This is a genomic window from Halobacillus seohaensis (genome assembly GCF_042663045.1).
GTDB classification, from domain to species: domain Bacteria; phylum Bacillota; class Bacilli; order Bacillales; family Halobacillaceae; genus Halobacillus_A; species Halobacillus_A seohaensis.
Genome location: NZ_JBHSZV010000027.1, coordinates 1 through 22,126, shown reverse-complemented (window position 1 = coordinate 22,126; position 22,126 = coordinate 1). Strand labels below are relative to the sequence as shown.

Sequence of the window (22,126 nt, the reverse complement as noted above, 5' to 3'; positions counted from 1 at the left end):
CATAGTGGTGAACCTTTCACGCTTAGATCCTTCGTCACAGGAATTATACCCTAGTAGGAGCAAGATCAATCGCTTGTCTTAAAGCTTCAAGCATACTCTTTTCGTCTGCTTTTCCGCTACCAGCAATATCAAAAGCTGTGCCATGATCTACGCTAGTACGAATAATAGGAAGTCCTACAGTGATATTAACACCTGCGTCTAGTCCAAGTACCTTAATTGGACCGTGTCCCTGATCATGGTACATGGCAACGACGATATCAAAATCACCTCGTACGGCGCGGAAAAATAGTGTATCAGCTGGCAGCGGGCCTTGAACATCTATTTCTTCATTTTGCGCTCGTTCAACTCCAGGGATTACCTTTTCCTCTTCTTCTCCATACCCGAATAATCCATTTTCTCCGGCATGGGGATTGATGCCGCACACCGCAATTTTCGGTGGGCGATTTTCGGATTGACTTAGAGTATCGTGGGCCATTTTAATGACATCATAAACTCTGTTAGGTTCAATACGGTCTATCGCATCCTGAAGACCGATATGCGTGGTGACATGAATGACTTTCAGTTTTGGTGAGGAAAGCATCATGGCAAAATTGCTTGTATCTGTCAGTTCAGCAAGAATTTCCGTGTGTCCTGGATAAAGATGACCTCCTTTATGAAGGGCCTCCTTATTTAAAGGTGCGGTACAAATTGCATCGATCTTCTGTTCATTCGCTAGTTCAATAGCTGTACTCAAAAATTCAAATGACCCGTGTCCTGCTTTCGAAGACACTTCGCCGTAAGGTAAATCTTCAGGAAGTAAATCCAAGTCTAGGCAATAGACTTCATTTTGAGATATTGTTTTTGAAAAATCATCATCTTTTTCTACTTTTTTAAATGTGATATTTGATTCTAATATACGTGCAGCTCTTTCTAATATTTTCAGATCGCCAATCACAAGTGGAATGGAATGCTGTTGAATTTCACTGTTCTCTAAACTTTTAACTATAATCTCAGGACCTACTCCGGCAGCATCCCCCATAGTAATGCCAATAATCGGTTTATTGCTCATGTTTGACTGCTCCTTTCATTAATTCCATAGCGTGATAGATCGAAGTCTCAGTTCCAAATGCCCCTGCTTTTGTTACTACTGGAATAGGGGTCTTTACTCCTATAAGTTCTCCGACTGGTATCCCGGCTTCTAGTTGGTACTTCAAACGAAAACCTGTCGCTCCTAAACTTTTTGACACATCTTTTGCTGTGTCTCCCCCTGTTATAACTAGGGCTGATAGGTGGGTCTCACTTACAATTTTCTTAGAAATATTGCCAAGTGCTTCTGAAATTTGCTTGCCAATTTCCAACGGATTCAGTCCCATTTTTTCTGCTTTTCGTTTTACTTTTTCTCTTACCTCTAGAGTCGATGGTACATATAAAACAACATCTTGTCCTTGATTAAGAGCTTCGATACTAGATTGATAGTATTCATTTGCAAAACTCTCCCAATGGCCAGAGTACATTTGCTCTGTATCTACTTTAACAGCTTGGGTGTTAGCTTGCTTAATCGCATAGTTAATTTGCTCTTGTGTGGTTTTAGATAAGCTGCCACAAACTGTTAGAACAGGGCCATTATATCCTTGCCTTTCCGTTGTCTCCATTGATCTTTCAACTCCGAGAACACCTGGAAGTACTTCAGCTAATCCTGCCGATCCAGCCCAGATCACATTGGAACTATAACTATTTATCTTTTCAGCCATTCTCCTTAACTCTACTTCCGTTGTTGCATCACAAATTAAATATTTTATATTTTTATCTTTTAATTTATTTATAGTTATCAACCAATCGTTCTCGTCTTGATTCAATATTGCCTCGGTAATTAAGGTCGTTTTTCCACCTGTCCCTTTTTCTATTAGTGTAGGAAGGTATGATTCCGTTACTGGATGCTTTGGATCCATGGATAGCTCTGTTTCACTCACTGGTTCCCCATGTAATAAATGAACCCCATTTTTTGTTGTACGTCCATAAGGAGGGAAAGCAGGGGCCACGATAATGAATGTTGGATCAAAAACATCATCAACGGCCTTCAGTTCACTACCAATATACCCTCTTAATGTGGAATCCATCTTTTTATAAATGTGCTCATATCCTGTATGAGCCAAAAATTGAGCTGCTGATTTCGTGGCTTGATAGGCACTCTCTTCATCTAACGCCCGAGAATCAGTGTCGATTACAACCGCTTCGTTCAGTAACTCCTGACTTTCAGGTATTTCGAAATAGACCGAAGTAGAAAGACCTTTTTCTTTCAATTGAATCCCACTGTCATTGGCCCCAGTTAAATCATCTGCAATCATCCCGAATCGTAAATTCATCTATACATCCCCCATTTTCTTGAAAACTTATGAAGCTGTCACTTGTCGCTCAGATTCTGAGGAATAATCTTCTGGTAACTTTACACCCCTGCGTTCTAATCGTTTGACTAGGAATCCAATGAAGATTGGAAGTGTTACCGCAGTCGTAACGGTAGAAGCAGCCACTTGAACTGTAGCAATATCCACGACATTAGCGAAACCTGCGTTAGCTGCTGCAATGGCTGCAGGTGTAGCGACAGCATTTCCTGCCGTTGAACCTTCAGCTGCCCCAGCGATCGGGTTCCAATTGAAAGCCTTAAAGGCCAAGTAACCAGCAGTACCTGTAACTAGAGTTGTAACCACTCCAAGAAGAATCCCTTGCATTCCACCTTCAATAATCTTGCCAAAGTCAATGCCCATTCCTAGAGCAAAGGCGAAGAAAGGGATCAGCATAGAGCTTCCTTGATCTAAAAACTTTCTCATTTCTTCATCTAAGTTCCCTAGAACCATGCCGACTATAATAGGAAGTAGTACAGCGATGAAGGATGTTATTGAAAACAAGCCATCAACGAAGCCCATCGCACCAAAAATAGATAGAGCAACCATAGTAAAGAAAGGTCCATCGTTTAAGGCCAGTAATGAATAAGCTGCCCGGTCTGTTTTATTTCCATATTGTCCGACCACTGCTATATAAAGACCTCCGTTACTATTGGTCATTGCTGCAATGATAGCAATTGGAGCTAAGCCTAACCAAAGACCATTTTCCCCTGCAAACAGAAAAGCGAGAAAACCAAATGCTGCCCCGACAATCCATTTTACGGTTAAAAGCGTCGCCCCTTTTCCAAGGCTGACCCCAGCTGTTTTCAAATTAATTTGTGCACCTGTACATAACAGGAACAAAGCAATTAAAGTCCCTGCTCCGTCAACAAATAGAGCTTGTGTGAAGTTACCAATCCGAAGTAAATCTGGCGCTATCGTATTTAGGATGGCTGCTAATAGTAATGGAACTACCATCATGCCTCCAGGAATTCTTTCCAAGGTTGCTTTAATTTTCATTTTTATTCCTCCCCATCTTATCATAATTGTTACATTTTGAAACAATCACTAAAGTATTAAGCGATTTCATAATTAAATGGTAACGCCTTCATTATATTTTTGCAACACTTGATTGTTCAAAAATTTAATTTCATTAACAAACGATTATAAAATTGTTTATTTTTGCAACAAAAAATGACGCGAACTTATGAATTAAGTTTGCGCCATAATGTCGTACGATTCATACCAAGCCGATTGGCCACTTTTGATTGGTTATTTTTTTCCTGTTCCATCACCTGCTGGATAATTTTCTTTTCCATATCCTTCAATGTGCCTTCAATTTTCATCGTATCATTCGTATTTGCCTGCGACTGTCTTCCACTATCTTGCAGGACACGTTCTACATCTGTTCCTTCAATATAAGATGTCTCACTTGTCACCATTAGTTTTTCCACCGTTTTTTTTAATTGATCTACATTTCCGGGCCAAGGATATTCTAATAATAGAGATAGAGCATCTTCACGAATACCAATCGTTTCATTTCCATAATTCATATGATTTTGAGTAATAAAAGCTTGAACTAGATCCTTCACATCTTCTATTCGCTCACAAAGTGGAGGTAAATAAATCAATGCATTCGGAAGTTTAAAATATAAATCATGATCTATACGTTTCTCTTTGACAAGCTCTTCCATCCCATCATTTGAAATAATCATCACTTTATAACGATTTGATAACTTTTGTACAAGGTCCTTTATTCTTACTTGTTCTTCTATTGCTAGTTCATGAACATTTAAAAATACGATCGTTCCTTTTTTAGGCAGCTGTTCATAAGCTTTTGATAGGATTTCATTTAACTGAACTACTGATATCTTTAACAGGTTAATAGATAGTAAAGGAGCCCGATGACCATATGATTCAAAGTGAATATTTGCAGCATACATCATCCGTCCTGTACCCTGCTCTCCCTCAATCCATAAAGGAGAATCCATTGCAACATAGTGTTGCAAACTATTCCTCAGGTTACGTGCAAATGAACTATCCCCTGAGATTGAAGTACGGGAAGGGTGAGTGTGTATTTCTATCCCCTCTTCTTCCGTTAATAAGTCATTTTGAATGATGAAATTAACTAGCTTCTTATCATCATTTAATGGATAGGCTCTTAGTTGATAACTTTTTCCATGATAGTGTACGACTGTCCACATTTCAATATTCTCAGTAAAGGTTTGCTCCAAAAATCCCTGGAATTGTGGTGATGAAACCAGATCCTCACCCAATTCTTTTCTATAGGAGTGATTTTTTAATGCGACTTGCCCTTTTTGGTCAAGTGTAATCATTGGTTGGGGGAATTGTTCAATCGCCTCTGAGTAAACAGATGCTTGAGACTGCATCCCTTGAAATAAATGATAGAGCCGCTTCGCTTCTTCAAATGAGTCTAATACGGCCTCTTTTCCAGACGTAATTAAAATTCCTTGTAAACCAATCTTCTCAGCCTGTTGGACTGTAACGACATCACCAATGACCACAGAGTAATGCTCTCTTTTTAACCCATCGAGATGTGCGTTTACTTCTTCACTGTTGCTGATCGTTATCGTCTGCACTTCCATATCCAAAATACTGCATATCGTAGAGGCTCCACGAGATATATTAGAAAAACCAACTAAAGCCGCTTTTCCATTCGTGCCTTTTAGCAATGTGAAAATTCGAAGCATATCATAGCCGCTTACCTTTATGTCGACAACAGGAAGGTTTGTCTCCTCCTGAATTAAGTTCGACGTCCCACCACGACTAATGATGATATCATAACCCTCGGATTCTGCCCTCTTTGCTATCGATACTCCATCCTCAAGATTCCCCAATTTTATATCAACTTGCAGCTCGTTATCATAATTCTGATAACTTTTTACAATCTCTGCAAGCCCTTGGTAGGGAGCAATCACTAAAGTTTTGATCATTACTACACCACCAATCGTTGCATATTTAAACAGTTCAATTTTATTTTTTCACATTAAGTGAAATGAATCAAGTCTCATTCAAGGTAGAGAAGAAGGAAGAAACCCTACCAAAAGTCTCTACCGCAAGAACCACACATCTGGAGGTCTCTCATACTCATAACCTTCTACTACCAATATCCCACTTCTCATCCAGAACACTAACATTAGCTAGCGTTCTTCTCTCTATCCAACTTTTATTGAATTCATAAGTATAGTATTCCTTTCCTTTCTGAAACTACAATATTCAATCGAAAGCTCCCTGTTTTCGACAGCTTCACCTAACTAAGTAGTGACTTATAATACACAGACAGAATCAACGATTAAACATATAGTAGTAATATATCCAGAAACACAAGAAAGGACGTCTAGAATGGAGAAAAAGAACCAACCCAATATCCTCATCTTAATGGTAGACCAACAACGCTTTCCATCAGTTTATGAAACCAAAGAGTTGAAGCAATGGCAAAAAAAGAACTTAATCACACAAAAACTATTACGAGAAAACGGTATGGAGTTTTTAAACCATTATGCAGGTAGTACTGCCTGCTCTCCGAGTCGAACCACTTTATATACGGGGCAGTATCCATCACTTCACGGAGTTTCTCAAACGACAGGGGTCGCAAAAGAAGCGTTTGATCCTGATGTCTTTTGGCTTGACCCTAATACAGTACCTACTATGGGAGACTATTTTCGCGCAGCGGGATATCAGACTTTCTGGAAAGGAAAATGGCACGCTTCAGATGAAGATATTTTAATTCCAGGTACACACAATGCGTTCCCAAGTTATAACTCATCAACTGGGGTTCCAAATAAAGAAAAAGAATCCATTTATCAAAAATCTAACCGACTTGATTCTTTTGGCTTCGATCAATGGATTGGTCCAGAACCTCATGGGTCTAATCCCAGGAATTCAGGTTCATCAGCAGCCATAGGTACAAGTGGTCGTGACGAGGTTTATGCAGAAGAGAGTGTGAAGCTGATCGAGTCCCTTGATGCACAATCAAATAAAGACGATACTCCTTGGTTCATCATGAGTTCTTTTGTCAATCCACACGATATTGCGCTATATGGTGTACTAACCGAACTTTCCCCAGAGTTTAATTTTGAAATCGATCCAACACTTCCTATAATTCCACCAGCACCTACCGTCCGGGAGTCACTATCAACTAAGCCACAAGCCCAAGAAAGTTACCGCGTTACCTATCCCAAAGCTTTACAACCGATCATTGACAACAATTTTTACCGGCAATTGTATTACAGTTTGCAAAAGAAGGCCGATGAACAAATGCATAAAGTCTTTCAATCTCTTCAAAAGTCAAGCTTCTATCAAAATACAATCGTACTATTCACCTCCGATCATGGAGAACTTCTTGGGGCCCACGGCGGTCTCTATCAAAAGTGGTATAACATGTATGAAGAATCTATTCACGTTCCATTGATCGTTCACAGTCCAAAACTTTTCTCTGACAATGAAAAAACTGATGAGCTAACCAGTCATGTCGATATCCTGCCGACACTGCTAGGATTGGCTGGAATAGATGCTGAAACTATCCAAAAAAAGCTCGCTAAAGACCACACGGAAGTTCATCCATTAGTCGGAAGAAATTTGAAACCATTAATCGAAGGAAATGATCCATTTTTCAGATCAAATGAACCGCTTTACTTTATGTCTGATGATGATATTACAAAAGGACTGAACCAAACCACGGCCACAGGTGAATCGTACGAATCGGTCATTCAGCCTAATCACACTGAAGCTGTAATTACAAAGCTCAAAACTGGAAGAAATAACGAAGAAGAGATTTGGAAATTTGCTCGTTATTTTGATAATCCTCAGTTCTGGAGTGATCCTGGCTGTAATGATACTGTCGTAACAAAAGGAGATTCAATTGAGAATACTTCAATCCAGTGCTCGACCTGCCTAACGACAATAAAAACAGAACCTGTTCCAGATCAGTTTGAGTTATACAATCTAGCAACAGACCCACTAGAAGAAAGAAATTTAGCTGACCCTTCATTTGCAACGGCAAAATCAACCATTATCCAACAATTATTAACCAATACGCTTGAACAACAATGCATTCAGAAAAGACTACATCCAACAAGTGGAATCGTCCCTGGTATGCCATCTTGTAATTGTACAGGAGAGTAATCAGTCACAATTTTTTTATAAAACAAGAGGCCAACCAGATACTTTTCTGGTTGGCCTCTTACTCTATAGGTATATTTATTTATTTATGTAAAAAAATGGTATTACATGTTCGTTTTATGGTGAAAACTATTATAAGATTATAAAAGTGAGGGGAAAGAATTTGAACTTAACTCTCGTAATATTAGTTATAATACTTTCTTTAATTAAAGGGGATTGGAAAAACTGGGAGCACTATTACCCTACAATGATATACATCTCCCTAGCGACTTTCCTTTACGAGTTTATATCACATAGTCATTTTCATTTGTGGGAACTTCAACAAGATTCAATTTTCAATCTAATGAACGTTCATTTCTCACACAATCTGATTATCAACCCTTTAGTAGCTTTCATTTTTTTATCGAGTTATCCTAGTGTATTTAAGAAACAACTTATATACACATTAAAATGGATCGTTGTTTTTTTAATCCTTGAGTGGGGAGGCAAGGAGTTCGGTGTGTTAACTTACCACAATGGATGGCACTATGGATGGTCTTCTTTGTTTGTTGTTTTAATGTTTCCTATGATACGAATTCATCATGTGAACAAACTGTTAGCGTTAATTCTTTCGGTCCTTTGTGCACTATTTTATTTAGTAGTATTTGATTACATATAATCACAATCATTTTATTAGAATAGGGGTCAGGTCTCTCACACTCATAACCTTCTACTACCAATATCACAGAAGGCCCTGACCCCACTTCCCGTCTAGCACCACATCCAGCTGGCGCGCTCCCGCATATTTCCCTCTTGAACTTAATCGTCCGTTGGCCACATTCCTTTGTTATAAGCCATATCCCAAAACATATATTCAAACCGAGTCGTATTCAAGAAAATTTCCTCCAGTTTCTCCAACTCTTCCACAGGCTTACCTTCAGTCAAGTCATCAAGAAGTTGAATGCACCATTGGGCGAGTTCACCAAAGTCGTCCGAACTGTACATTCTAATCCATTCTCCATAAAGATCGTGATCGCTTGCTCCTGGTATCTCATCGAGTTCTTTTCCAATTTCCCAATAGCTCCACATGCAAGGAAGAATGGCTGCAACAAGGTGGGCTAATGTGCCATTTTGACCGACGTGCAACATGTAATGGGTATAGGCTAAGGTGGTCGGAGAAGGTTTCGCGTTCTCAAGCTCTTGTTCAGTAATCCCGAATTTAGCAGCATACTGGCGGTGAAGGGACATTTCTTCATTTAAGGTTGAATCCAGAAGCTTGGCGAATATCCCCATGGTTTCAACATCATCAGCTTTGAAACTGCCTAAAGCAAATAGTTTTGAATATTCAATAAGGTATAAGTAGTCTTGAATCATAAAGAAACGAAACTTATCTGGATCAAGAGAGCCATCCCCTAATCCTTGCACAAACGGGTGCGAATGATTTTTCCTCCATATGGGTTGTAACTTTTCATATAATCGTTCACTAAATGTCATCCATTTCCTCTCCCATCTTTTCTTTTGAATTTGTATGACTCCATGTATAAATGAATTGCAGAATCACTTTCGTATATTCGATCAGTTGAGGGATCGATACTTGTTCATTAACAGCATGAGCATTGTTTAGATCCCCTGGTCCATAAATAGCCGTCGGAATACCAGCATCGCTTAACCAGCCGCCATCAGTAACCGTTGGGGAAACATCAACAACAGCTCCCTTTTCACTTACGTTTTCGTGCGATTGAGCTAACATTTGCGTACCTAAATGATCTGGATCAATTTCAAGGGAAGGAAAAATTTCTCCGCGATCTTCAATCATTGATGAACCTCCCCACTCAAAGGTAGGTGGATTTTCTTTTAACCAAAGGTCCCCTTTAGCTACATTTAAAATATGTTGTTCCACTTCCTCTTTCACCTGTTCATACGTTTCATTCGGATAAAAATGGACAGTGATCCATAACCTGCACTCATCAGCAATAAAGGCTGCATTTCGTCCACCTTCGATGACAGCCGGGTTGATGGTAGTGGTGCCAGACGGATATCCAGGGTAGCTTTTTGTTACTGCCCAGTGTCGCTCAAGTTCCTGAAGTCCTTCAATAACTTTCATCATCTTTTCAATCGCACTAGCCCCAAATAGATTTCCGCCAGCATGAATCATATCTTTTCTTGTTGCATCATGGAATGTTTGTTTGCTTTTTACGGTAATCCAGCCGGTAATTACACCACCTTGTCCCTGGATATGTAAATCACTCGTATCTACAACTACTGCAAAGTCAGCATCATAGCCCCGCCTGCAGCATTGTAAAGTTCCGGCTTCACCAACTTCCTCCCCAATAACCGATTCAAATGTTAAATCACCTGGCAGTTCCAATCCGCTTTCACGAAGCAATTGAATGGCAAATAAAGCTCCTGCGATACCGCCCTTCATATCAGCTGCACCACGCCCAATAACTTTATCCTCCCAAACAGTCGGAGTGAAAGGATCAGTTTCCCATTCTTCATCGTCATTAACTTCAGCAACATCCATATGACCATTGATGATAAGACTTTTATAGTTTTCGGAGTCACTGCCTTTTAAAACACCGACAACGTTCGGGTCATTAGGATATACATCCCAAAGATCAATAGAAAAGCCATATCTTTTTAAAAAATCAGCTACATACTGTTGAGCTTCTTTTGTGTTCCTGGCCGGCGGTGCCGGTGTTTCAAATGAAATAAGCTCCTTTAATAATTCAATCAGCTCTTCCTTACGCTCATCCACTTGTTGGATTAGCAATTGAAGGTTTTTATCCATCTTTCTAATCCACCTTTCGTTAAGTTTTATAACAACAAAAAACCTCACTTCTCCAAAAGAAGTGAGGTTGTGACAAAAATGTCTATTATATTAAACACTAGTTAACAATAGTCCAACACACCACTTCTCTTCGCTAGTATTACCTAGTTCAGATTGTAAGGATTAAGACGTTAACGGTCTTTCTCAGCTTTTAAAAGCACCCCTAGCAGTGAATACTATTCAGTTTTACTTGAAAATTATTTCTTAATTCTTCATTGTTCTTCTTTTCATTTTTATCATATTTACTTCATTAATTCAATCAAAGAACCGGAAGCTTAACCTTTTATTTGTGCAAGAATATCTTCCAATTGATCTATACTTGCGTTGATGATGTCTTGATACAACCCTAAAATCAATTGGCCATATTGATCGCCGGGAACAGCCCATTTTCCGTTTAACGCTTCCCATTTGGTTGCGCTTCCCCGCTGAACGAGGTCAAAGCGCGGATCCACTAAACGATAGTTGTCTGGTAAAGCTTGTGTAGAAGCATAGGCATATAAATGCTGCATGTGGGCTAAAACTCCATCCTCTGCTGTAGCAAAGTTTGCCCCTGGTTGACCTGGTCCTGTGGCTCCTATTCCTGCAAAATTATTTTGACTTTCGTTAACTATACCCGTAAAACGAAAATAGTCAGTTTCATGAAGAGCCTGAGCAAATGCAACATCACCCCTAAGGCCGTAGTAAGTCCCGAAGTTTAAATAATAAATTCCTAATGATGGCGCATCTGGATTTATTTTTTGGACAAATTGATCCATTTGTTCCGGAGACAAAATTACGGAACCTGAGATGTTATACCCCGACACTTCGGAGTCACCTTGACCTTCTTCTATAATATAAGCATCTGTTATCCCCGCTCTTTTCACTTCAGCTACACGGTTTTCTGCATTACTTTTACTTTCATAAGCACCAGCCTGGACTCGATACCGTGTGTTACCAGATATAGAGACTTCTGTTATAAAGGATGAAATCCCATGTGTATCAAGGTAAGCTACTCGCTTTTCTGCATTCGCCCTTTCGAGGAAAGAGCCAGCAATCACCTTATACAACCTAGTTCCCGATGCTGATTTTTCAAGGTTAAAAGCACGTTCTAGACCATTCACATGTCCGCGGGCGACTTTTTGACGGTAAGAGGCGTCAGCCAACTTCGCTGCATCGCCTGAATGATCAATAAAACCATTTTCCGTCAAGAGCGCAGGCATAGTTGATTCCCTCAAGACATGGAAATTCGCTTTTTTCTGGCCACGATCCGTTAATTCATTCACAGCTATGATTGCCTCATGCAGGACATTCTGGTATTGGGCAGTAGAGGATGAATTGGACAATCCACTATAAATAAAATCCTCATAACCACGAGTTGAACCATTAAAAGCATTACAGTGAATAGACAAAAAATAGTCTGCATCCCAAGCATTAGCTTGATTCGTTCGTTGACGTAAACTAACCGAAGTGTCCGTTGTTCTGCTCATATTTACTTCAACCTGCTGATATTCATTGTTGAGAATATCACGGATTCGTAACGCAATATCTAAGTTTATTTCTTTTTCAAGCAAACCATGTCCAGAAGCACCTGTATCATTACCACCGTGCCCTGGATCTAAATACAATTTAAACATATAAAATCCTCCTTTCTATCTTCACTTTTCCATTATTAAATCGGTAATATTATATTCTATGTTTTAGCGATAAAGAAATGGCGGTGTTTGAAGGAGATTGCCTTAAAAAAGGCCCCAACACAGTTTCCGCACTACATCGGGAGAGATGGAGGAATTATCTAAAGAAACGGTGGAATTATCTACAAATATGGAGGGATTGTTAAAAAGGTTGGAAGCATTTCAATAAGTATAAACGTCTGTTTCAAAAAGTAAACTCCAATTGGACACGAAAAACTCCTATGCAGTGTTAGGAAACGATGTCTACTGATAGATAGAAAGCCTACCAAAAAGCCTTTACCGCAAGAGCCACACATCTGGGGTCAGGTCTCGCAACTCAACAATCATCAACTACTAATATCGCAGAAGACCCTGACACCACTTCTCATCCAGAACACCATATCCTCCCGACGCTCACCAATGCACACATGATTAAAAGAATTTCACAAAACAAAAACCATTCGATCATTTAAATAACGATCGAATGGTCTCTCATTCCCAATTCTTTATTCTAAGAGTAAACATGCCTATAAGGTTGGCTTCTTCACTCTCCATTAAGCTCACCTTTAGATACCATCAAAACAGTGGTGTTAGCGGAAATCATATCAACAGCTAAGCTTCCTATATAACTATTCCCATCAAAATCAAGCAAATTCAAACGGAACTCGTTCTCTGATTTGTAATCCTCCATAAAAACATGAGTATCTTGAACTTTCGTTAAACTTACTCTCCAATTATCAAGAGACCCTTGATCATCAATAAGCAATAAACCTCTAGAGAAATTAATTTCATTGTTATTTTCCAAATGAAACACTTTGTTTAACTTTATCGATTGCATAAACAAGCCCCCTATGTTTAATGATTCAACAAAAAAAAGTGTCTTCCTGCTTTATTCTTCATTTAACTGCAAATTTAGCAAGAAGCTCGTTTTAAAGAGTGATAGAGACAATCTGCAAGTAAGCTTGAACGAACGTATAAAAAGCAACCGCATATAAAATATTAAATTGAAAGCCATTTTTAAAAATACTTAGCCCATTTTCACTGCTCAGCACAATAGCCGGAAGAATAAATGGTGATAGCAACGCAGAAATGACACTTCCTGACGTTATCGATAGCACTAACAGCTCCGGCGGGTACGGTAAAGCCACATGTTGCAACACCCCACCAACTAAAACTAATACGGGCAACGGGCCAATGCCAAAGAAACTGAGCACCATAGGAACAAAAGGTAAAATACTCAAGATATTTATAAAAGGAATGGTTTCTTCCATCACTAAAATACCATCAATGAGCATCTCACCCCATCCAGATAGATTCAAAGCAACAATCACAAGGCCTACGGATAATAGAATGCTAAACTGTTGCGATTTCGATTCTAAATATCCCGTAAAATAATGCCTTACATTCTTCCGTAAGCTCGTGAATCTTCGCTTAGAAAAGAAATAAAGAAGCGTATAACTTAAAATCACAGGAGGTATAATGAGCAGAATTTCTAAACCAAACACCCCGTGCAGAAAAAATATCGTGCCAAATATTAAGATAAAGAGACAAATGAATTCAATCACTTCACGACTTAACTTTCCTCTGACTTGCGAACCAATAGCTTTTTCGATCTCTTCTTTAAGGGCAGACGTAATATCAATGTTATAATGCTTTTCTTCAAAGTGAGAAAAAATAACGGCAATAATTACCGCACCTAACGAAATAAAAGCACCCTGCAGCATCGAAAGCCATAAAGAAGCATCTAAAAAATTGACGATAAAAACAAAGCTCGGAATACTAATAACCCACAGCGTACAAAGTGAAAAAGCACGCAATAAAGCTGTTCCTTTAAAATTTTCCCAAGCTTCTCCTTTTCTATTTCCTAACAACCCCTGGATAAACTGGTAAACTGTCTGAATCGATCCAAATAGAAGAAAGAAGGATAAAATTTGGGTAATCATCATGATCCCAAAATAAAATCTTCGGCTCGTATTTAAAAAATTGCCCGCCAATGCCATGATTTTCTCTATGTATGGTTCTTCGTCCAAAATCCAACTAATAATCGGAACAATTAATAAGATCGCGATCAAACTTGTCATTTGGCGAAATCCTTGAAGAAGTCCCTCGAGAAGGGATGATTGGGATGTAATTAAAATAAAAAAGGCAAATAAAATCAAAAATAATGGAAGGAATCGTTTCCGAGCCGTTAAATAAAAGAAAGAGAAAAGTAAAGATAAGACCCCTAATAAGGAAAGAATCATTAGCAAGTCATCATTTTGAAAAGAACGAGTAACATAAAAGAGCACAATATATAAATTAATGATGGCTGCGTATACATACATGGAAACTTTCTTCATTACTAAAACTCCTGACCCTAGTGAATATTTCCATTATATGATTCCTTGTTTTCATAGTCTACTATTAGAGACTAGAACCACAATCCTTTATCGCAGAGTGGTACCCCAATAATAAGACCTCAATAAAAAAGCCTATTCGAATGACCAGAATCATGATAAAATATAATTATGAAATCGCTTTCAAAGGAAAAGATCAGCAAAATAGATGAGGAAGAGGAACTATAATAATGTTAAACCAACAAATAAATTTTCACGAAGTAACATCAGTCTACGATGATATTCCACTTGAATTATTGATGGGCCTTCATGATGAAATCCATAAAAACATTAAAAAAGGAATTTTATCTGAAGTTATGTATTCTGAACTTCACCTTATGAAAGATGCAGCTAAGAGGAAGGGAATTCGTTTTCTCCCATTCGATAAATAGACTTACCGAATGAGTCGTATTATTTTTTTGAATTCCCCTTCTTACGTTCTAACTCATTTAAAAGCATATCCAGTGTTTGGGAAATGATAAGTACTTGAGGATCATTAGGATTATTCTTATAGGCTCGATACATTTTTTGTCTTGTCTGTTCTATTTTTTCTTTTAAATCATTGATAGATGACACTATTTTATTTTCCTTTCGATGTCTAAGTTTATCTGAGAGGGGATTTATAAAGCCCCTTCTCTTAGAAACCTCTTTAGAAGATTCCAAAAGAGCAATATCCAAAGGGCCTCACCTTGTTTTACCCATTAAAAATTATATTAAACTTCTGCCCAGCCAGGTGAAGGACTACCTCCACCTTTATATTTACGACAGATTATGAAAGGTTTTGAGCATAATCCCAATATTTTGGATAATTCACACAATTTTCTGCTCAATCGCTAATACTAAACATCCACGAACTTTCATACTCCATCATAAACCTTACCCCCACATTCCCCACAGGGCCGTTCCGTTGCTTACATTTGATAAATCGGAGCATGATTTCGGTGAACGGAACGGTGCTTGATGAAACCTTTCTCCTTTAGTTCCGTACACCCCCGATTAAAAGAACTTTCTCTTAAACCCGATCTTGATCGTAACGATGAAGCCGCCACCGAGAATTCCTTCTTCCATCCTGATATGTTGTTGAAATGCATCAAAGCTCCCCATAACACAATCGCTGAGCTTGAAAGTGAATGTAGTTCGATTTGATTGTAAAATGCGTTTAACTCTTTAATGTAGTTCATCTACCGTTTCCTCCTTTATTTTTGGGCATGAAAAATAACCCCTTCGAATCTATAATCGAAAGGAGTTAGTAGGAGGTGTCCTATAAATTTAAAAATACGGCCAGTGGGTCTAAATCGTTCATTCATAAGAATCATGTTTTTGAAGAATGCTAAAGAGGACGAACCACTTATTTCCGTAAAAATCGTGTTAGGGGGATCGATTCGTGACAATTGAAAAGATCACACAGGATCATTTTGATGATGCTTTACGTTGCTTACAAAATATGTCCCTTTCAAAGGAGACGATTGTCTTTCGAGGACAACAAGATACAAAGTGGCGATTACATACGACTTGGGCACGTTTTAAAAGTTTTGAACAAGAGTCACGTAGCTCGGATATGGTGGGACTTCTTGATCAATTTAAAACCAATTTAGCCAAATTGGGACAGATGCCCTTTGAAGAGAATAATCACCTTGATTGGTTGGAATATGCACAGCATCACGGTGTACCGACTCCATACCTAGACTTCACCTATTCGCCTTATGTAGCGTTATTCTTTTCTTTTAATGGCTTAGAAGATATCAAAGAGGCCGAAAGCGAAGAGGAGTATGTCGTTGTTTACGCGCTGAATATAAACCAATTGGCTCATCATTGGGCTAAGGCAAGTGGAGAGTTTGATGAACGGGTTTATCAAAGCTTCCTTTCCCCATCCACTCATCTATTTGACGAAGGGTTTCCAGGGAATACACTGCAATTTATTCGGCAACCTGGAAAAAGCAATGCCCGAATGCAACGGCAGCAAGGCGCGTTTTTATATGATACGTTAGATTATCATTCATTAGGTTTTGATGATTTAGAAGAATATATGGATCACATTCAAGAATCGAAACCCCTCGATTACAATGGAACCCAAGCACCTCCGACCCTCACAAAAGTGTTTATTAATAAAAAATGTATTCGGGAAGTATTTCAAATTTTAGAGCTCATGAACATAACAGGGACAATGTTGTTCTTAGATAGTAGCGGAGCCGCAATGGATGTTAGAAATACGTATTACTATAAACCAAAAACCATGATGCTACGAGGTTTTGACTAAGTCATGAAGGGTATGCCTATCCTTCATAGGGTGAAGACAGGCATAAAGCCCAAACCGTTACACATCAAAAATTAAAGGGATTTTTAAATTAACCCCCTATTTTGAAACTATCACCAAGACTTCCTTGAAATCGACAACAAAACTGATCTTCTTGAAACTAGGACCTGTAGCTTTTTGATCATGCGTCCATCAGGGAGGTCAGCTGGATGTGGTGTTTTGAACGAGAAGTGGGGTCAGGGCCTTCTGCCGTATGGAGTTTTACATGGTTGTTGAGTTTGAGAGACCTGACCCCAGGTGTGCGGTTCTTGCGGTAAAGGCGTTAGGTAGGCTTTTTTCCTTCTTTTCTACCGTAAATGAGAGATGAATTCTGGAAACAAAAAATAAAGCCTTGCCGAGATTACTCTCAACAAGACATCCTCTGATATATTAAAGTACTTTATCACTCGAACGCACTGACTAACACTAATAAAAAAACATAAATAATCCAGGGTACCTCCATGCCCTGGATTCGATCAGAATGAGTTAAAATTAAACATTACTGTCCCCTTTGAGTAGAAACGTTATCAGCAAACCAAAACTTATCATTATGCTTATCGCTTCAAACAGAGTCACAGTAATCACCCCATTCGATAATAGTGCTCATTCTGATGTAGAACTTGTACTTTTATTATAACATATATTCATAATATTACAAATGTTACAATTACTTTAAAGTTACATTACATATTTTTCGGAGGATAGGCAATCATGGACACAGCTAGTATTTATGATTTGATCAACTAAAAAAGCCAGAATCAGTGGCACTGATTCTGGCTTTTTTCATATCAATAGATTATCTGCTTCTATTAACAGAGACCGAGGAACGGCTCTGTTTATTATGCACTCTATATAGTTGATCGAATTTATCTACTAAAGCAAGAGATATTAACCCATTTCCCTCTCCTTTTTTTGAATATCCGAGTGGGATCGTCCGCTTGATAAGCTGGGAGAATATTTCTGCTTCCGTCATGCTTCTTTCAAATTGACCTTCTGCTAAATTGATAAGTAAAGCAAGGGCTCCCGATACATGAGGAGTGGCCATTGAAGTGCCTGATAGTTTAGCATACTTCCCTCCTGTGTAGGTGGATAATATGTTAACACCAGGAGCGACGAGGTCAATTTCATCATTTGTATTCGTAAACTCTGCAAGATTACGATCGAAATCAATCGCACCGACCTGAATGACTTCATTGTAGGCACCTGGATAGGCATGCTCAGGGGTATCTGCACGTCCATCCCCTTCGTTTCCTGCAGCGCAAACGACCGATATATCTTTTTTGAGGGCTTCTTGTATTGATTCATGCAATTCCGGAACGTCTGTAGGTCCTCCTAGCGACATCGATATGACCCTTACCTTTTCACCGTTTGGTCCTTCCCAGTTTGTTGCATAATCAATCGCATTAATAATCCATTCCATATTTCCATTGCCTACCCCTGTTAACACTTTTAATATCAGGAGGTTAGACTGAGGAGCAGCACCGACGACCCCATTGCCATTTTCAACTGCAGCGATCGTACCTGCAACATGAGTTCCGTGACCGTTGTTATCACTGAAATTCATCTCATCGCTATCGTAATCCGTCGTGAAGTTCCTTCCTTCAATAATCCTTCCTTTTAAATCTGGATGGTCGGTTTGGCAGCCTGTATCGATAATGGCTACAACTTGACCTTTCCCTTGATCCGTTCGCTCCCAAAGGGCTTCAGCTTCAATCATGTCAATTCCTTCAGGTACTTCAGAGCTTACGTCTAATATTTCTTCGGTCTTATATGGAATTAATTGTACATCACTCATCATTTCCCTCCTCATCTGTTTACCAAAGCTTCTGATTATGTAAAGAATAGCTGCTTGATTGTTTTTCTCTTACCTCATTCATCCCCTTTTGAAACACAAAACCTCCAACTTCGTACATTTTACCTATACTGAATTTTCAAAATATTAATTGCGATCATTTTTTCCTCATGGTAAGATTTTACTGTGGTTTATTATGCGGAAGCGGGGCTAATGAAATGAAAAATAATAGTACTAACGGTATTTTCTATGAAATCTATGTGAACTCTTTTTATGATTCAAACGGAGACGGACATGGGGATCTAAACGGGATTACAGCAAAGTTAGATTATTTAAATGATGGAAATCCCCACAGTAAAAAAAGTTTACAAGTCGATGGCCTCTGGTTGATGCCTATTAACCCATCGCCGAGCTATCATAAATATGATGTAACGGATTATTATAGTGTGGATCCTATTTATGGCACGTTAGCAGACTTTCAAAATCTTGTGTCTGAAGCCCATAAACGGAACACTAAAGTGATCATAGATCTAGTCATTAACCATACAAGTAGTGAGCACCCATGGTTTAAGGAAGCGAGTTCCAACCCGAACAGTAACTATCGAGATTATTACGTGTGGGCGGATGATGAGACAGACCTTGGTCAAAGAGGGGCATGGGGACAAGAGCTGTGGCATAAAAATCCAAACGGTGAAGGATTTTATTATGGGGTTTTTTGGCACGGAATGCCTGACTTAAACTTTGATCATCAAGACGTACGAAAAGAAATGAAAGATATTGGGAGGTTTTGGCTTAACCAAGGAGTTGATGGTTTTCGATTAGATGCAGCGTTATATATTTATGATGGGGATACAGAAGAAGGGGCCGATAAAAACATACAATGGTGGAATGATTTTCGTGATGCCATGAAGAAAACTAAACAAGAGGCCTATTTAGTGGGAGAAGTATGGCATAAACCCCAAGTGATAGCCCCGTACTATCAATCACTCGATTCCCTTTTTAATTTTGATTTAGCCAGTACGATTGTCCGTTCTGTTAATGATACGTTTGACCAAGGCGTAGTAACGACGGCGATGTATACAGATGAGTTGTATAATAAATATAATCATAATAAAATAGATGCCATCTTTTTAACAAATCATGACCAAAATCGCGTGATGAGTGAATTGTATAGTATTGGGGACAAAGCAAAGTCAGCCGCTTCCATTCTTTTGACGCTCCCTGGAAACCCGTTCCTTTATTACGGGGAAGAAATCGGGATGACTGGTGAGAAACCCGACGAACTTATCCGCGAACCCTTTCGGTGGTACGAGGGGGATGGTGAAGGTCAAACAAGCTGGGAAACGCCACAATATAATACAGGTGATAATGGGGTATCTGTCGAAGCACAAGATCATTCAAAAGATTCTTTATTAAATCATTACCGTGAATTGATCCGCCTTCGTCATAAGCATGTTGAACTTCAAAAGGGAGATCTACAAGAGATACAAGTGAGTAATCCGCAAATCATTGCATTTACCCGTTCTTATCAAAATAAGTCTTTTGAAGTGTATCATAATATTTCCGATCAGGCGGTCGCAATATCGGTTTCTAGAAAAGGAAAGAAAATTTATTCTAGTCATAAGGATGCTAAGAAAAGGAAATCAATTTTAGTACTTCCGTCACATACTACTGTTTTAATAAAGAATAAAAAAGCTATGACAGATTAAAAGAAACCATAAGTTCCGTCGTGAGGACTCATGATTCCAACTATATGAAACGTGTACAAGCCTTGTTTTCGTGGTACAATGAACATAGAACTAGCTATATTGAATAAACTAATAAAGCCGTCAGTGTTGTACCACCGACGGCTAACAATAGACCGAACCCAACAAAAAGGGTTACGCTCTAAGAGAATTAACCCCCTGCGCCAGGCTAAAGCACAAGGGGGTTATTTTTTATTGCGAACGGTGAGTATTAAAATCATCAATGTTGTAAAGTTCACTGAGTACATCATGGCTTCGAACAATGTCATGGCGTCACCTCCCTTCTCGGGAAATGAGCCTAAACCTCATTGTGAAACCGGTGCTATTGTGTATCTTCTATTGTAACACGAATTTGTTGTTTATCTCTCGTATTTTTACCACCATTTTTAAAGCTTCTTGTGATTTCCGTTTCCGAGCAAAACTTGAAACTAAAAACAATATCTCTTTGATCATGTGGCCATCAAGGAGCGTCAGCAAGATCTGGTGTTCTGGACGAGAAGTGGGGTCAGGGCCTTCTACCGTATGTAGTTATAAACGTTTGTTGCGTGTGAAAGACCTGACCCCAGATGTGTTGTTCTAGCGGTAGAAGCTTTTGATAGTCTCCCTACCTTCTTCCATATTTAACTATTTCTGCAGTCAGTCAATAATCTAAGCAACTTCGTTATTATCGCTTTCTTCTTTTCTTACGCTTTTTCTTCTTTCCACTCCCAGAACTAGGAAGGTTCACCTGTTCCGACTTCGGAATCTGTTTACTTTGTTCCCCCATGAAAGCCTCAGCAAGCGGATAAAAAGTTGTATAATCCGCCGGGTCTAAAACAGGGTTCCAATCCAAGACACGAGTAAATTTAAATTGCACAACTTCACTTATCCTATCTCTCACATATTCAGACAGAAATGGAATAGTCTCATCCGTCTTCAGGTGTATGCAGAAAAGAAGATTCAATGTACTCGCTAGCATGTCTCTCAGTTTAGGGGCGTCGAATTCCTTATAACTCTCGGCAGCAATTAGCACTTTTTCATAATGATCCGCCGCCTTCTCAAACTCGCCTACATCTTCAAAGAGAAACCCAAGAGAATACTGCGACTCCAGCTGATCCGGTTGATAGGATATTGATTTTTCAAAGGAGGCAGCAGCCAACTCAGGCCTCCCACACGTTTGAAAAAGATTTCCGAGCCTATTCCATAAGAATGCATCTTTAGGATTCTGTTCTAGCAAATCCAACAGGTGCTCTTCCCCATCCGTTGCAAATCGGTGGGAGGACCCATCAAACATAGCATTTTTGCCTACGAAACAACGGTCGGCCATCTTTTCTGGAGTAATCATTGCCGTAATACCGAGCATCATCAAATCAGTAGGCAACTCCCAATCCCCTGCCGCATTACAGTGTTTACAGCGAAAATAACCATTTAGTTGAAAATCTTCATGAGTCGGCTTTTTCTTATCCATAACATTTATGGCCACTTTTCCAACTTCATATATTCCATTCTGATTGCAATGACCACATTTAAGTTTGAATGAATTGAGCGACTCTGGTCTTAGACTCTCTCTATTTTCAACAATCACTTTTGTATGATCGCTTTTTAGATCGACAATAGATGGATTTTCCTTCACATCTTCCTTTTTGCGTCCTGTTAGCATTTGAATAAACCGTGGATTAATCTGATTACCTTTCATTTTCCTCACCCTTTATGTATTATCAATGCTTCTTTCATCTTATCATGGAAAGCATCTGATGTGGATACTGGCATACACCAACAATGTTAGTGTTGATTAATGGATAAATGTAAGACACCACTAATGTAACCCTATGGATAAGAAAATCCCTGGTTCTAGCTGTTGCACTGACAGCATGAGAACCAGGGGTTTTCTTATATTCACTTTAACACTTTAACGCACCGGGGGTCAGACCCACTAGCCTTGCACGTAAGTAAAAGTATCCTATTTATAGAAAAATATTACAGTT

General features: G+C 39.0%; 18 protein-coding genes and 1 riboswitch. Of the genes, 5 read left to right on the top strand and 13 right to left on the bottom strand.

The genetic code is table 11. The features are described from left to right. Positions 1-43: 43 nt before the first annotated feature. The 4 genes from pdxA to ACFQIC_RS10915 all read right to left on the bottom strand — a co-directional run bounded on the left by pdxA (position 44) and on the right by ACFQIC_RS10915 (position 5,311). Positions 44-1,048 carry a 4-hydroxythreonine-4-phosphate dehydrogenase PdxA gene (gene pdxA / locus ACFQIC_RS10930; protein ID WP_204712190.1) on the bottom strand — a complete coding sequence of 335 codons (1,005 nt, stop codon included), beginning with the start codon at positions 1,046-1,048 and terminating at the stop codon, positions 44-46. Beyond that, complete coding sequence (locus tag ACFQIC_RS10925; RefSeq protein WP_204712188.1) at positions 1,038-2,342, bottom strand: four-carbon acid sugar kinase family protein; 1,305 nt, start codon at positions 2,340-2,342, stop codon at positions 1,038-1,040. Before ACFQIC_RS10925 ends, pdxA begins: the two co-directional genes overlap by 11 nt. Positions 2,343-2,369: 27 nt before the next feature. Beyond that, positions 2,370-3,377 (bottom strand): 2-keto-3-deoxygluconate permease, encoded by a 1,008-nt coding sequence (locus ACFQIC_RS10920; protein WP_204712186.1) that lies wholly within the window; start codon positions 3,375-3,377, stop codon positions 2,370-2,372. Between the two features lie 185 nt (positions 3,378-3,562). Next, positions 3,563-5,311: a sigma-54-dependent Fis family transcriptional regulator gene (locus ACFQIC_RS10915; RefSeq protein ID WP_204712184.1), complete on the bottom strand. Its 1,749-nt coding sequence runs from the start codon at positions 5,309-5,311 to the stop codon at positions 3,563-3,565. 409 nt (positions 5,312-5,720) lie between these two features. On the opposite strand from ACFQIC_RS10915, the gene ACFQIC_RS10910 reads away from it, so the two are divergent. Further along, positions 5,721-7,502, top strand: a complete 1,782-nt coding sequence (locus ACFQIC_RS10910) for a sulfatase-like hydrolase/transferase (protein ID WP_204712182.1) — start codon at positions 5,721-5,723, stop codon at positions 7,500-7,502. Positions 7,503-7,647: 145 nt separating this feature from the next. Beyond that, a complete protein-coding gene (locus tag ACFQIC_RS10905) occupies positions 7,648-8,157 on the top strand; it encodes a CBO0543 family protein (protein WP_390217097.1) in 510 nt (169 codons plus the stop codon). Positions 8,158-8,297: 140 nt separating this feature from the next. On the opposite strand, the gene tenA is transcribed toward ACFQIC_RS10905, so the two are convergent. The 5 genes from tenA to ACFQIC_RS10880 all read right to left on the bottom strand — a co-directional run bounded on the left by tenA (position 8,298) and on the right by ACFQIC_RS10880 (position 14,296). Then, positions 8,298-8,972 (bottom strand): thiaminase II, encoded by a 675-nt coding sequence (gene tenA / locus ACFQIC_RS10900; RefSeq protein ID WP_204712180.1) that lies wholly within the window; start codon positions 8,970-8,972, stop codon positions 8,298-8,300. Continuing rightward, entirely contained in the window at positions 8,962-10,269 is a 1,308-nt protein-coding gene (locus tag ACFQIC_RS10895; RefSeq protein ID WP_204712178.1) for an acetylornithine deacetylase, read from the bottom strand. The genes tenA and ACFQIC_RS10895 overlap by 11 nt, the downstream gene beginning before the upstream one ends. 108 nt (positions 10,270-10,377) lie before the next feature. Continuing rightward, positions 10,378-10,483, bottom strand: a riboswitch (TPP riboswitch). A gap of 100 nt (positions 10,484-10,583) precedes the next feature. Beyond that, a complete protein-coding gene (locus ACFQIC_RS10890; RefSeq protein ID WP_204712176.1) occupies positions 10,584-11,921 on the bottom strand; it encodes an N-acetylmuramoyl-L-alanine amidase in 1,338 nt (445 codons plus the stop codon). A 580-nt stretch (positions 11,922-12,501) separates the two neighbouring features. Beyond that, positions 12,502-12,795, bottom strand: a complete 294-nt coding sequence (locus ACFQIC_RS10885; protein ID WP_204712174.1) for a hypothetical protein — start codon at positions 12,793-12,795, stop codon at positions 12,502-12,504. 91 nt (positions 12,796-12,886) lie between these two features. Beyond that, complete coding sequence (locus ACFQIC_RS10880) at positions 12,887-14,296, bottom strand: hypothetical protein (RefSeq protein ID WP_204712172.1); 1,410 nt, start codon at positions 14,294-14,296, stop codon at positions 12,887-12,889. Between the two features lie 227 nt (positions 14,297-14,523). On the opposite strand from ACFQIC_RS10880, the gene ACFQIC_RS10875 reads away from it, so the two are divergent. Beyond that, the gene (locus ACFQIC_RS10875) at positions 14,524-14,724 is read left to right on the top strand and encodes a hypothetical protein (RefSeq protein ID WP_204712170.1); all 201 of its coding nucleotides are present in this window, start codon (positions 14,524-14,526) and stop codon (positions 14,722-14,724) included. A 19-nt stretch (positions 14,725-14,743) separates the two neighbouring features. Here ACFQIC_RS10875 and ACFQIC_RS10870 read toward each other — a convergent pair whose 3' ends face one another. Then, a complete protein-coding gene (locus tag ACFQIC_RS10870; protein ID WP_390217095.1) occupies positions 14,744-15,010 on the bottom strand; it encodes a Spo0E family sporulation regulatory protein-aspartic acid phosphatase in 267 nt (88 codons plus the stop codon). Between the two features lie 233 nt (positions 15,011-15,243). Continuing rightward, positions 15,244-15,513: a hypothetical protein gene (locus tag ACFQIC_RS10865; RefSeq protein ID WP_204712168.1), complete on the bottom strand. Its 270-nt coding sequence runs from the start codon at positions 15,511-15,513 to the stop codon at positions 15,244-15,246. Between the two features lie 203 nt (positions 15,514-15,716). On the opposite strand from ACFQIC_RS10865, the gene ACFQIC_RS10860 reads away from it, so the two are divergent. Continuing rightward, positions 15,717-16,589, top strand: a complete 873-nt coding sequence (locus tag ACFQIC_RS10860) for an FRG domain-containing protein (RefSeq protein WP_204712166.1) — start codon at positions 15,717-15,719, stop codon at positions 16,587-16,589. 832 nt (positions 16,590-17,421) lie between these two features. On the opposite strand, the gene ACFQIC_RS10855 is transcribed toward ACFQIC_RS10860, so the two are convergent. After that, positions 17,422-18,420 carry a S8 family peptidase gene (locus tag ACFQIC_RS10855; RefSeq protein ID WP_390217094.1) on the bottom strand — a complete coding sequence of 333 codons (999 nt, stop codon included), beginning with the start codon at positions 18,418-18,420 and terminating at the stop codon, positions 17,422-17,424. A 215-nt stretch (positions 18,421-18,635) separates the two neighbouring features. Here ACFQIC_RS10855 and ACFQIC_RS10850 point away from each other — a divergent pair, with 215 nt between their 5' ends. Continuing rightward, the gene (locus ACFQIC_RS10850; protein WP_390217093.1) at positions 18,636-20,126 is read left to right on the top strand and encodes an alpha-amylase family glycosyl hydrolase; all 1,491 of its coding nucleotides are present in this window, start codon (positions 18,636-18,638) and stop codon (positions 20,124-20,126) included. A 700-nt stretch (positions 20,127-20,826) separates the two neighbouring features. On the opposite strand, the gene ACFQIC_RS10845 is transcribed toward ACFQIC_RS10850, so the two are convergent. Beyond that, positions 20,827-21,837 carry a tetratricopeptide repeat protein gene (locus ACFQIC_RS10845; RefSeq protein ID WP_204712160.1) on the bottom strand — a complete coding sequence of 337 codons (1,011 nt, stop codon included), beginning with the start codon at positions 21,835-21,837 and terminating at the stop codon, positions 20,827-20,829. Between the last annotated feature and the right edge of the window lie 289 nt (positions 21,838-22,126).